The following is a 12,612-nucleotide window of genomic DNA, read 5'->3' on the forward strand; positions in this document are numbered from 1 at the left end:
TGCGCGGTCGGTCATTGTTATCTGCAGGTTCGTTCATGAGTGATACTCCCATCCCGGCCGATGGCCAACGGCGCATGCGCACCATCAAAAGCTTCGTAATGCGGGCCGGACGTATGACCGAAGGCCAGCAGCGCGGCCTGGATCAAGGCTGGCCGCGGTTCGGCCTTGAACTCGATGACGGTCTGCGCGACTTCGATCAGGTGTTCGGCCGACAGGCGCCGCGGACATTCGAGATCGGCTTCGGCATGGGTCACTCCACATTGGAAATGGCGGCGGCAGCACCCGAGCAGGATTTCATCGGCGTGGAAGTGCATACGCCGGGTGTGGGCGCGCTGCTAAACGGACTTCTGTCACAAAATCTAACTAACGTACGGGTCTACAGTTGCGATGCGCTTGAAGTGCTGCGTGAATGCGTCCCCGACGCCAGCCTGGACCGGGTCTTGCTGTTTTTTCCCGATCCCTGGCACAAAAGTCGTCACCACAAGCGGCGCATCGTCCAGCCGGCATTCGCCGAGCTGGTGCGGCAGAAACTCAAGACTGGTGGTGTGTTGCATATGGCGACCGACTGGGAGCCCTATGCCGAGTACATGCTCGACGTCATGAGCGTCGCGCCTGGTTATCGTAACCAGGCTGCAAACGGGCAATACGTTGAACGTCCGCAGGAGCGCCCGACGACTAAGTTCGAGCGCCGCGGTGAGCGCCTGGGCCACGGAGTCTGGGATCTCAAGTTCGAGCGCATCGATTGACGAGTAAACGTGGGTGCCACAGCTGCGCCCGCTAGCGCCGTTTCACGCGGCCCAAGGAAGACCTGAAAATAAACAATGCCAGGACGGCACAATCTCTCCCAACGCCTCAAGAGTGCCCTGCCTGCCAGCAGCGGCCGTTACGTGCGGCGCGCCCGTTGCGCGCTGCAAAGGAGTAAAAGATGTTCAGAAAGTTTGGAATTCTATTGCTGGCGGCCTGCGCCAGTCAGTCCCAGGCCAAGGTGGATGAAACCCAAGCCTCGCGCCTGGGGCAGGACTTGACCCCGCTAGGGGCCGAGCGGTCGGCCAACGCCAGCGGTAGCATCCCGGCCTGGACCGGTGGGGTACAGCCGCCCGCCGGCTATTCGGTCGGAATGCACCATCCGGACCCATACGCGGCCGATCCGGTGCTTTACCGGGTCGACAGCAGTAATGTTGCGCAATACGCCGCGCTGCTGCCTGAAGGGCTGCGGGCGCTGATTGAGCGATATCCGGACTTCCATCTGCGCGTATTCCCGTCACGCCGCAGCGCTGCGGCCCCGCAGCGCATCTATGACGAGACGCGCGATAACGCCGTATCTGCCGAACTGATTGCCAACGGCAACGGGATCAAGGGTGCTGTCGCCGGCATCCCGTTCCCGCTACCTCAAGACGGCATGGAAGTGATCTGGAACCACATCCTTCATTACAAGGGTGAGCAGACCCACATGATCAACAACCAGGCCGTGGTGATCAACGGCAGGGCCAATTTGATCAAGCGGGACCGGCATATCTATTACGTCTACAACCGCGAGGGGATGGACAAAGCGCAACTGGACAACACCCTGCTTTATTACAAGTACCGGGTTACGGCACCGGCGAAGCTTTCTGGCACCTCGCTGGTGGTGCAGGACCCAATGGATCAGGTATTGGCGATCCGTAAGGCCTGGCGTTACAGCCCGAGCGACCGCCGCGTACGGCGTTTGCCTTCGCTGGCCTACGACTCGCTGCAGCCGGACACCAGCGGACTGGCCACGGCTGATGTGGTCGACTCCTTCAATGGCGCCCCGGACCGCTATGAGTGGAAGCTGGTCGGCAAGCGCGAAATGCTGGTGCCCTACAACAGCTACGCGGCTCATCAACAGCGCATCCCTTACGACTCGATCGTCGGCCCGCGCACGCTGAACCCCGAACTGCTGCGCTATGAACAGCACCGTGTCTGGATCGTCGAGGCGACGCTACGCAAGGGTTTCAGCCATCCTTACGACATGCGGCGGTTCTACATTGACGAAGACAGCTGGCAGATTTTGGCAGTCGATCTGTTCGACGAAAACAACGAGCTGATCGGCCTGCAGGAAAGCCATCCGATCAGCTATTACGAGGTGCCGATGTTCGGCAGCACGCTGGAGACGCTGTACCATCTGAAGGATGGCAATTATTTCGTCGATGGCCTGGACAACAACGAGCCGATGTACGACTTCAACGCCAAAATGGGGCCACGAGACTTCTCTCCGGCAGCGCTGCGTCGGGGCGCCAACTAAGCGCTTGGTGCATGTCAAAGAAACCGTCTGTTTACAGACTGTGTGAAAGCTACTGCGCTCGGTTATGCCGCGTTAAAAACAGGCTCGGATGCGAGCGCAGTCGGAATGCTCATTTACAAACTCGTAAACTCGGGTGCGAGCCCAGTCCGCTTCCTCGCCTGTTTTGACTCGCTGCGCTCACCCTTCGGGCCAGCCTTCGGCTGTTACTCCCGCTGGTCGTTGCGCCTTGCCTAACCTTCTCTCGCTACGTTTTCACACGGTCTGTTCAGGCGGTTTCTTTATATCAGGGGTGCGGTCAGTTGCGGTCGGCGACCACGCCGATGATGAACAGCACTAACAGCAGCACTGGTGCCAGGGTGTAGTTGTTGAACTGAGCCAGGCCTTTGGCTAGCCAAGGGCTGAGATAGATGATCCCGAGGCCGTAGACCAATGCACAGAACACCACGAAGGCCAGTGTGCGCAGGACGAAGTTCAGTCCGCCGATGTTCTTCTGTACCCAGGCGTTCAGCGCCGGGCCGAACAGCACGAAGAGCGTGGCCATGATCGCCAGGGAAATGTCGAACAGGTGGTGACGGCTCCAGCGCGACAGGGTGGCGATGAGGTCGAGTACGAGATCCATGCGGGGTCCTTAGGGCAGGAAAAGTTGCAGCAGGTCATTCAGAAACAATTGGCCTTTGGTCGTGGCGACCAGTCGTTCCGGGTCGCTTGCCAACAGGCCGCGTGCTTCGGCTTCGCGCCGAGCTTCAGCCAGAATCTCCAGCGGCAGCCCGGTGCGCTGAGTGAACAGCAGTGCGGGAACGCCGTCGGTGAGGCGCAGCACATTCATCAGGAATTCAAACGGCAATTCGTCCTGCTGAAGCCTTTTGTCACCGGCACGATAGCGCTTCGCCGGGTCGAGATAGTCTTTCGGTAGACGGGTCTTCCAATTGCGCCGGATCTGCCCGTCGGGCCGGGTGAACTTGCCATGCGCACCAGCGCCGATGCCAAGAAAGTCGCCGAACGTCCAATAGTTCAGGTTGTGGCGCGCTTGTCGTCCAGCCTGTGCATAAGCGGAGGTTTCATACTGGTCATAGCCGTGCTCGGCGAGCAGCGTCTGGCCGGCTTCTTGGATGTCCCACAGCGTTTCGTCTTCAGGCAGCTTGGGTGGCCTGCTCCAGAACTCGGTGTTCGGCTCAATGGTGAGCTGGTACCAGGAGAGGTGCGTCGGTTGCTGTGCGATGGCCGTGCGCAGATCGCTGAGCGCATCGTCCAGGCTCTGCTCAGGCAGTCCGTGCATCAGGTCGAGATTGAAATTATCGAAGCCGGCATTGCGCGCCATGTCCGCGGCACGAATGGCTTCGTCACCGTCGTGGATGCGGCCCAGCGCTTTTAGCTTGGCGGCTTGAAAGCTCTGGATACCAATCGACAGACGATTGATTCCGAGGCTGCGGTAGTCGCGGAATTTTGCCTGTTCGAAGGTGCCCGGATTAGCTTCCAGGGTGATTTCGATGTCATCAGCAAAGCCTACCCGATGCTCCAGCCCATCGATAATCCGACCCAACGCCTGGGCCGAAAACAGGCTCGGAGTGCCGCCGCCAAAGAAGATCGAGGTCAAGCTGCGGCCCTGCACTTGATCCATGTCGCAATCCAGATCTGCGAGCAACGCCGAGATATAGGCGTCTTCGGGTAACTCCGCGCCAGCGGCGTGAGAGTTGAAATCGCAGTACGGACACTTGCGAACGCACCAGGGGATATGGACATACACGGCCAACGGCGGCAGCTCGATAGCCTGCGCCTGGCCATCGCTGGACGCTGGATGCTGGACGAGGACGGCGTTTTCTCGTCCAGCGTCCAACCTTGAGCCTTTAACGGCTTTCAACTGATCCCCAACCGCGCTTTCAGCAACGCCATGGCCCGCGCGCGGTGGCTGAGCTGATTTTTGTCCAGCGGCGTCATCTCGGCGCTGGAGCACTCGCGCTCCGGAACCCAGAACAGTGGGTCGTAGCCAAAGCCATGTTCGCCCTGGGCCGCATGCAGGATGCGGCCGTGCCACAGACCTTCGCAAATGATCGGCAGCGGATCGTTGGCATGTCGAAGCAGTGCGAGTACGCAGACGAACTGAGCGCCACGCTCTGCATCCGGCACGTCTTTCAACGCATCCAGCAGCTTGGCGTTGTTCGCCGCATCACCCTGTCCGTTCGCATAGCGCGCCGAGTAAATGCCCGGCGCGCCGCCGAGATGATCCACGACCAGTCCCGAGTCATCGGCGAGCGCTGGCAATCCGGATATTCGCGCCGCGTTTCGCGCTTTGAGAATGGCATTCTCGACGAAGGACAGGCCGGTTTCCTCCGGCTCCACGTCGCTGAATTCGCCAACCGAGCGTACGCGCATCGCGTCGCCCAGCATGGCCTGCAGTTCCTTGAGCTTGCCGGCGTTATGGCTGGCCAGCACCAGTTCTTTGAAAGGCATCATTCGTCCGGGAAGAATTCTTGGGTGAAATCGAAGTTGATTGGGGCGGTGCCCGTCGGCTCCACGTTCAGGTTGAAGCGCAGCGTTTCGCGTGATTCGAACGGGAACTGGGCAAGGTAGTAGATGGCCTCGTCGCCTTCTTTGAGCTGCTTGAAGGTCAGCGGATAATCCTGGCCCAGAAGGTTCTTCACGGAACCGCTGACCTGCGCGGCTACCGGCTTGCCAGTCTTGAGCACCGAGACGTTGACCACACCCTGGGTCTTGCTGCGTACCAGCCCGGCGGCAGCGGCGATGTCGGGCTGTAAGAAGCCGGAATTGAAGGCGATGTAATGCACCTCGTATTCACCGACGCTGTGTTTGCGCTCGGCCAGTGCGGGCAGGGCGAACAGCAGGGCGAGCAGGCATATCAGGCTAGGTTTCATCATGATTTCTCCAGCGGTGAAGCGGATCAGCGGGCAGGGCCGGTGACGCGGTAGATGCCAATTTCCCCAATCAGGTTGGGCCAGATGCGGCTTGCCAGACCATGCTTGTGATGCCGGTCGACGGCGAGGCGCTCGAGCACCCGGGCGCCGCGCTCCCGGCACAGCCGTTCGAAATCTTCGAAGGTGCAAAAGTGGATGTTCGGCGTGTTGTACCACGTGTAGGGGAGAAACTCCGACACCGGCATGCGGCCTTTGCTGGCCAGGTACCAGCGGCAACGCCAGTGACCGAAGTTAGGGAAGGTAATGATGCACTCACGACCGACTCGGAGCATTTCCTTGAGCAGTTCATCCGGGTAGTGAACGGCCTGCAGGGCCTGGGTCATGACCACCATGTCGAAGCTGTCGCTGGCGAAGTTGCCCAGGCCCTTGTCGAGGTCCTGTTCGATGACATTGACGCCTTTGTCGATACAGGCGGCAATGTTGTCAGGATCGATCTCCAAGCCATAGCCGCTGACCTGCTTGTTGTCCCGCAGCCAGGCGAGCAGGTCGCCGTTGCCGCAGCCAAGGTCGAGCACACGGCTACCTGCCGGTATCCAGTCTTGGATGATTTCCAGATCGGCGCGCATGGGGTTCCTTATATGACGATACGGTTCATGTAACCGCGAAAGGCCTGTAGATAGCGAGGGATAGGAATCAGGAACGCATCGTGGCCCTGGGGCGCATCGACTTCCAGGTAGCAGACGTTCTTGCGTGCCGCCATCAGCGCGTCGACGATCTCGTGCGAGCGCTCCGGCGAGAATCGCCAGTCGGTCGTGAAGGAAATCACGCAAAAATCTGCTTTGGCGGTCGACAGGGCGCGGGCCAGATCGTCGTCATGGGCCGCGGCCGGGTCGAAATAATCCAGAGCCTTGGTCATCAGCAGATAAGTGTTGGCATCGAAGCGACTTGAAAACTCCTCGCCCTGGTAGCGTAGATAGCTCTCAACCTGAAACTCAACACTATTGAAGTCGTAGTTGAGCTTCTCGCTTTTCAGGCCGCGGCCGAACTTGGTGCCCATGGCATCATCGGAAAGATACGTGATGTGCCCGACCATCCGCGCCAGCATCAGCCCGCGCTTGGGGATCACGTTCTGCTCCTGGAAATGACCGCCATGAAACTCCGGGTCGGACAGAATTGCCTGGCGCGCCACTTCGTTGAAGGCGATGTTCTGCGCGGACAGTTTGGGTGCTGAGGCAATGGCGACGCAGTGGCGGATCCGCTCCGGGTAGCTCATGGTCCACTGCATCGCCTGCATGCCGCCCAGGCTACCGCCGACGACAGCCGCCCATTGTTCGATGCCCAGCACATCGGCCAGTCTCGCCTGGCTGTTGACCCAGTCTTCCACCGTGACCACAGGGAAGTCCGCGCCGTAAGGCTTGCCTGTCAATGGATTGATACTGCTGGGACCTGTAGAGCCGTTGCAGCCGCCGAGGTTGTTCAGGCTAACCACGAAGAAGCGGTTGGTGTCGATCGCCTTGCCCGGCCCGATGCAACTGTCCCACCAGCCGGGTTTGCGCTCGTCCATGTCATGGAATCCAGCCGCATGATGGTGGCCGGACAGTGCATGGCAGACCAGCACGGCATTGCTGCGTGTGGCGTTCAGTTCACCGTAGGTTTCGTAGATCAACTGGTAGTCGTTGAGCGTGCGGCCGCAGGCGAGTGCCAGCGGCTCGGCGAAATGCGCGACCTTCGGACTCACCAGACCAACGGAATCGGCTGGAATAGCAGTGGGCATCGACCCTGGCTCGTACTGGAAGAAGGCGGCAAAGTCTAAAGGTTAGCGCGCGCCAATTCATCCTCAATCGCAACGTCAGTCAGCCCACGCTGGCACCGGTAAGGCTGACGACCTTGCCTTGGCGCCGGATCGGCGCCGGGCGACGCAGCAGACGCAGCATTTCAGCGGCTTGGGCCAGCTGCTCTTCCAGCTCGAGACTGTAGCGCGCCAGCAGGCGACCGCGCTGGCTGCTTTGCTGACTGTCCTGCGCCAGGCTCTTGAGGCGCAGCATGTGTGCTTCGAGCTGTTGCTTGTGCTCCAGCGAATGCTGCATCAGTGGCATCAGGGCTTCGCCGGCCCACTGTTCGGCTTCCTGGCGCAGACGCTGGTGCATTCCGATCACCTCTTGCACCAGGGTGGCGAAAAAGCGTCGGGTCAGGGTGCGCTGCTCGGTGAGCAAAGTCTTGAGCTGCAGGCGGAACTGATCAGCCTTGTTCTGCAGGCCCTTCAGCTCCTTCTGATAAGGCGTAAGCCGGAACAACGGCGCGTCGACGCCATGCAAGGGGTTCTCTTCGTTGTGGCGACGGTAAATCGCCGACACGATCTTGTTCGCCAGTGCCGCTTCATTCTCGAGCGCGCCCAGATCCTGCTCGACCGAGCGGAAGAAGTGCAGAATGCTGAGGTTGATACCCAGTGTCGTCAGGCTGCCAGTCAGGCTGCGGCGCAAGCGCGTCAGATGCTCTTCCAGGCGCTCGGCGCGCACCGTGCCACGTAATAGTTCACCCTGGCGCTGCAGCAGGCGTTGGTTGGTTTTCAGCTGCAGCAACCGCTTGTGGTGCTGATTGTGATCGTGCCGAGTGCGGGCGGTAAGTTCCACCAGCATCTGGCCGCTGTCCTGGCGATGGCTGTCGAGCAGCTCGCTTTGCTCGCGTACTTTGTGCAGGCGCTGGGTCAGGATGTGCTGGCTGTTTTGCAACAGCGCGAGGACTTGACGCACAACTTGCTGTTCTAGCAGGCGCTCTTTCTGCGCCAGGATGCGTTCGCAAAGTAGATGTTCCAGTGCCGCCAGTTGGCTGCGCTCCAGCAACGCTTGGTCGCCACGGATCTTGGCCAGCAGCGCCTGTTTGGCCGACAGGGGCAGCACGTCTTCGACGGGGATACCCAACTGCTGTGCGGTGCTGGCTCGCATCTGTTGAATCGCGGTCTGGACGAATGCATCGCCTGAGACATCGTCCCAGAGCACGTCGATCTTGTTCAGTACGGCGAACAGGCGGTTCCGGTTGCCATCGTCGAGCTGGCGGATGTGCTGTTGCCAGATATCCATGTCGCTGGCGCTAACGCCGGCATCGGCCGACAGCAGAAAAATCACCGCCTGGGCATTCGGCAGCATCGAAAGGGTGAGTTCCGGCTCGCTACCCAGCGCGTTGAGGCCGGGCGTATCCAGAATGCGCAGGCCCTGACGCAGCAGTGGATGATCGAAGTTGACCATGGCATGTCGCCAGGCCGGTACCAACACTTCGCCGACAATATCCGAGCTCTCCAGCGATGCGGGCTGAAAGCCGAGCTGAATGGCTTGCTCCGTCGGCATCGACTTGGTGGCGGCAACCTGCGTGAAGGCTTCGGCCATGTTGTCCGGATTCTTGGGGTCCAGCGGGATGCTCCGCCAGAAATGCGGGGTACGCTTGAGCTGAGCGATGCTGGCGTCTTCCAGGCGCGATTCGATCGGCAGCAGGCGAATGAAAGAACGTTCCGCACGAGGATCGAAGAACAGTTCGGTCGGGCACATGGTGGTGCGCCCGGCGCGCGAGGGCAGGATGCGCTGGCCGTATCCGGAGAAGAACAGGCTGTTGATCAGCTCCGTCTTGCCGCGCGAGAACTCGCCGACGAAGGCCAGGGTGATGTGATCGGTGCGCAGCAGTTTCAGCGCGCGTTCCAATCGCGCATCGACCGCATCCGAGTTGAGGCGGTTATGCGCGAGCCAGCTGCGGTAGCGGGTGATTTCGCGAATCAGGTCGCGCTTCCAGGCGACATAGGCATCCACCTGCCGGTCGAGTCGTTCCATGATCGTGAGGTTTCCTGAAGGCCTAATCGGGCGATTATCCCAGTCGCCCTGCGCGGGTCAATCAAGATGCTGTGAACTACCGCCCAAAGGCTGCATGAAGCGAATGGGCGGTCGCGGCTTTCAGATCAGCGAGCGCAGGATGTTGGGCATGTGGCTCATCATGGCCAAGTTGTTGATGACCAGCATATCCAACAGCTTTATCGCGAGGAACGCGAAGATCGGCGAAATATCCAGGCCGCCGAGATTCGGCAGCAGGCGGCGAAAGGGCGCGAGCGCCGGCTCACATATCTGGCTGACCAATTGGGCGCCAGGGTTGTGGCTGCCGGGCGCGACCCAGGACAGAATCACACTGATGATCAGCGCGTAGAAGAAGATGTTCAGGAACAGGCCGGTGATACCAATGATGGCCCAGACCAGCAGTTGCAGCGGATTGCCGATAGTGCCGTAAGCGATCATCAGGATCGCTGCCATCAGCAGTACCTGTACGATGATTGCCAGTACCAGCGACGACAGATCGAGACCGCCAATACTGGGAATCACCCGGCGCAACGGCCGCAGCAGAGGGTGTGTGGCACGAACGATGAACTGACTCAGCGGATTGTAGAAATCGGCCCGGACCAGTTGCAGAATGAAGCGCAGCAGCACGATCAGCAGGTAGAGGCTGCCGAGCGTCTGGATGATCAGGATCAGGGCTTGCGAGAGTTGCGACATGAAGGTTCCTTAGGGTCTGTTGATGTTTCGTCGCGAGCCGCGTTGCTGCGGCAAATGATGCTAGGCAAGGCGCGGGACGCAGGTAATGGTTGTTCCCTTGCCAAGTCCCGCAACGCCGCATGGCGTCATTTGCCGCGCAACCCGAAGGGCCAGGCCTGTTTTTGCGCGGTGCGGCGTTATTCGTCGTTCATTTGGAATGACCAAACTTCTCTCCTCATGCGTTGCTCCGCGCAAAAACAGGCTCCGGCGCGGCCGCGAACGAAATGTCAACAGACCCTAATTGCCCAATTGTTCGGCGAGTTCGGCCGAGCGTTGCGCGGCTGCGTTTATCGCCTGTTGTACCAAGGACTCGAAGCCGCCTGTTTGAAAGGCTTTGATCGCCGCTTCGGTGGTTCCGTTCGGTGAGGTGACCCGGCGCCGCAGTTCCGCTGCTTTCACATCATTCTCACAGGCCATCCGCGCTGCTCCCAATGCGGTCTGCAGCGTCAGCCGCTCAGCAGTGTCGCGCGGTAAACCGAGCTGCTCGCCAGCCGCCGTCATGGCTTCGATCATCAGGAAGAAATATGCCGGGCCACTGCCGGATACGGCGGTAACGGCGTCGATCAGGCTTTCCTCATCGAGCCACAGCGCCACGCCGACGGCCGACAATAGCTGCTCGGCTTGCTGCTTTTGTTCTTTACTAACCTGGGTGTTGGCGTAAAGCCCGCTTACCCCCTGGCGCAGCAATGAAGGTGTATTCGGCATGCAGCGCACGATTGCCCGTGGCGTTTGCTCGCCCAGCCAGTGCTGAAGACTTGCGCAATTGATGCCGGCAGCGATCGAAACGATCAGCTGATTTGATTGCAGATGACCGGCCAAATCCCGGCAGACGGTCTGCATCACCTGCGGTTTGACCGCCAGCACCACCACGTCGGCCTTGGTTACCGCCTGGCCATTGTCGCCAAAGGTCTCGATGCCATGGGCGGCTTCGAGTTCGGCGCGTTTGTCTGCGCCGGGATCGCTGGCGCAAATGGACGTGACTGGGACGCCCTGGGCACGCAGCCCTCCGATCAGGCTGGCAGCCATGTTGCCGCCACCAATGAAGGCGATACGGGGAGTGCTCATGTGTGAGTTCCTTTAATCATGCGGAGGAGCAACCGTAGCTGTCTGCGACGGATAAGCGCGGGCGCCAAACAGGGCGGTGCCGATACGAACCCAGTTGGCGCCTTCGGCGATGGCGGCTTCCAGGTCCTGACTCATGCCCATGGATAGCGTGTCGAGTTCGAGGTCGAGCTCGCTTTGCAGCTGATGCAGGCGGGCGAACGCGGCGCGTTGCTCGACGGGGTCTTCGGTCGGCTCGGGAATCGTCATCAACCCGCGCAGGTGCAGACGAGGCAGCATGGCAATCGCACGGGCTAACGCCGGCACGTCCCGCGGTTCGCAGCCCGATTTACTGGCCTCGCCACTGACGTTGACCTGTAGGCAGATGTTGAGCGCTGGCAACTCGGCGGGCCGCTGATCGGACAGGCGCTGGGCAATCTTCAGGCGATCGACCGAATGAACCCAGTCGAAGCGTTCGGCGATCGACTTGGTCTTGTTCGACTGAATAGGGCCAATGAAATGCCAGACGAGAGGGAGGTCGGAGAGATCGGCCTGTTTTTCCAGCGCTTCCTGCAGGTAGTTCTCGCCGAAATCGCGTACACCGGCGCCGTAGGCCTGGCGAATGGCGTCGGCCAATTGCGTCTTGCTCACCGCCAGCAGTCGCACCTCGTCGGGATCGCGTGCCACAGCTTGCGCCGCCTCACGGATGCGCGCTGCGACCTTTGCAATATTGTTCGCTATCGTGGACATTACTTGCGCCTGCCACCTTAGGGTCTGCGCGGCATTCTACCTGCTTGCTTGTAATTGGGGAGTCCCATGGATATCACAGAGCTGCTGGCCTTCAGTGCCAAGCAGGGTGCGTCTGACCTGCACCTTTCTTCCGGCTTGCCGCCGATGATCCGCGTCGACGGCGACGTCCGCAGGATCAACCTCCCGGCGATGGACCACAAGCAGGTGCATGCGCTGATCTACGACATCATGAACGACAAGCAGCGCAAGGATTTCGAGGAATTTCTCGAGACCGACTTTTCTTTTGAAGTGCCTGGCGTGGCGCGTTTCCGGGTCAACGCATTCAACCAGAACCGCGGTGCCGGTGCTGTGTTCCGGACCATTCCGTCCAAGGTGCTGACCATGGAAGACCTCGGCATGGGTGAGGTCTTCCGCAAGATCACCGATGTGCCGCGCGGCCTTGTGCTGGTGACCGGTCCCACCGGTTCGGGCAAATCCACCACCCTGGCGGCGATGCTCGATTACCTGAACAACACCAAATACCACCACATTCTCACCATCGAAGACCCGATCGAGTTCGTTCATGAGTCGAAGAAGTGTCTGGTTAACCAGCGTGAGGTGCATCGCGACACCCTGGGCTTTTCCGAAGCGCTGCGCTCGGCGCTGCGTGAAGACCCGGACATCATTTTGGTGGGCGAGATGCGCGACCTGGAAACGATCCGCCTAGCGCTGACCGCCGCGGAAACCGGCCATCTGGTTTTCGGCACCCTGCACACCACCTCGGCTGCCAAGACCATCGACCGTGTGGTCGATGTGTTCCCGGCCGAAGAAAAATCCATGGTTCGCTCGATGCTTTCCGAATCGCTGCAGGCGGTGATTTCCCAGACCCTGCTGAAGAAGGTTGGCGGCGGGCGGGTTGCGGCGCACGAAATCATGGTTGGCACCCCGGCGATCCGTAACCTGATCCGCGAGGACAAGGTGGCGCAGATGTATTCGGCAATCCAGACCGGTGGTTCGCTGGGCATGCAGACGCTCGATTCGTGCCTCAAGGGTTTGCTCGCCAAAGGTCTTGTCTCCCGGGATAGTGCCAAGGAAAAAGCCAAGCAGCCGGAAAACTTCTAACTTCACCAGGAGGCCTGGCTGC

13 protein-coding genes are annotated in these 12,612 nt (G+C 60.3%); 3 read left to right on the plus strand and 10 right to left on the minus strand.

Annotated features, from left to right (window positions below; all coding sequences use genetic code 11):
- Positions 1–35 precede the first annotated feature (35 nt).
- Complete coding sequence (gene trmB, locus AC2LD7_RS05015; protein WP_484596754.1) at positions 36–746, plus strand: tRNA (guanosine(46)-N7)-methyltransferase TrmB; 711 nt, start codon at positions 36–38, stop codon at positions 744–746.
- Between the two features lie 179 nt (positions 747–925).
- A complete protein-coding gene (locus tag AC2LD7_RS05020) occupies positions 926–2,263 on the plus strand; it encodes a DUF1329 domain-containing protein (RefSeq protein WP_484596755.1) in 1,338 nt (445 codons plus the stop codon).
- A gap of 295 nt (positions 2,264–2,558) precedes the next feature.
- Here AC2LD7_RS05020 and AC2LD7_RS05025 read toward each other — a convergent pair whose 3' ends face one another.
- The 10 genes from AC2LD7_RS05025 to AC2LD7_RS05070 all read right to left on the minus strand — a co-directional run bounded on the left by AC2LD7_RS05025 (position 2,559) and on the right by AC2LD7_RS05070 (position 11,489).
- Positions 2,559–2,882 carry a DUF3392 domain-containing protein gene (locus AC2LD7_RS05025; protein WP_046161601.1) on the minus strand — a complete coding sequence of 108 codons (324 nt, stop codon included), beginning with the start codon at positions 2,880–2,882 and terminating at the stop codon, positions 2,559–2,561.
- A gap of 9 nt (positions 2,883–2,891) precedes the next feature.
- On the minus strand, positions 2,892–4,028 hold the full coding sequence (gene hemW, locus AC2LD7_RS05030) for a radical SAM family heme chaperone HemW (protein ID WP_484596835.1): 1,137 nt from the start codon (positions 4,026–4,028) through the stop codon (positions 2,892–2,894).
- Between the two features lie 89 nt (positions 4,029–4,117).
- Positions 4,118–4,714: an RdgB/HAM1 family non-canonical purine NTP pyrophosphatase gene (gene rdgB, locus AC2LD7_RS05035; RefSeq protein WP_484596756.1), complete on the minus strand. Its 597-nt coding sequence runs from the start codon at positions 4,712–4,714 to the stop codon at positions 4,118–4,120.
- Positions 4,711–5,133: a DUF4426 domain-containing protein gene (locus tag AC2LD7_RS05040; protein WP_484596836.1), complete on the minus strand. Its 423-nt coding sequence runs from the start codon at positions 5,131–5,133 to the stop codon at positions 4,711–4,713. The genes rdgB and AC2LD7_RS05040 overlap by 4 nt, the downstream gene beginning before the upstream one ends.
- 26 nt (positions 5,134–5,159) lie before the next feature.
- Complete coding sequence (gene metW / locus AC2LD7_RS05045; RefSeq protein WP_484596757.1) at positions 5,160–5,759, minus strand: methionine biosynthesis protein MetW; 600 nt, start codon at positions 5,757–5,759, stop codon at positions 5,160–5,162.
- Between the two features lie 8 nt (positions 5,760–5,767).
- A complete protein-coding gene (gene metX, locus AC2LD7_RS05050; protein ID WP_484596758.1) occupies positions 5,768–6,907 on the minus strand; it encodes a homoserine O-succinyltransferase MetX in 1,140 nt (379 codons plus the stop codon).
- Between the two features lie 79 nt (positions 6,908–6,986).
- Positions 6,987–8,948 (minus strand): dynamin family protein, encoded by a 1,962-nt coding sequence (locus AC2LD7_RS05055; RefSeq protein WP_484596759.1) that lies wholly within the window; start codon positions 8,946–8,948, stop codon positions 6,987–6,989.
- A 120-nt stretch (positions 8,949–9,068) separates the two neighbouring features.
- The gene (locus tag AC2LD7_RS05060; protein ID WP_484596760.1) at positions 9,069–9,659 is read right to left on the minus strand and encodes a YggT family protein; all 591 of its coding nucleotides are present in this window, start codon (positions 9,657–9,659) and stop codon (positions 9,069–9,071) included.
- A 276-nt stretch (positions 9,660–9,935) separates the two neighbouring features.
- Entirely contained in the window at positions 9,936–10,763 is an 828-nt protein-coding gene (gene proC, locus AC2LD7_RS05065) for a pyrroline-5-carboxylate reductase (protein WP_484596761.1), read from the minus strand.
- Positions 10,764–10,775: 12 nt separating this feature from the next.
- Positions 10,776–11,489: a YggS family pyridoxal phosphate-dependent enzyme gene (locus tag AC2LD7_RS05070; RefSeq protein WP_484596762.1), complete on the minus strand. Its 714-nt coding sequence runs from the start codon at positions 11,487–11,489 to the stop codon at positions 10,776–10,778.
- 66 nt (positions 11,490–11,555) lie between these two features.
- Here AC2LD7_RS05070 and AC2LD7_RS05075 point away from each other — a divergent pair, with 66 nt between their 5' ends.
- Positions 11,556–12,590 carry a type IV pilus twitching motility protein PilT gene (locus tag AC2LD7_RS05075; protein ID WP_484596763.1) on the plus strand — a complete coding sequence of 345 codons (1,035 nt, stop codon included), beginning with the start codon at positions 11,556–11,558 and terminating at the stop codon, positions 12,588–12,590.
- Positions 12,591–12,612 lie beyond the last annotated feature (22 nt).

Source organism: Stutzerimonas sp. (assembly GCF_982611455.1).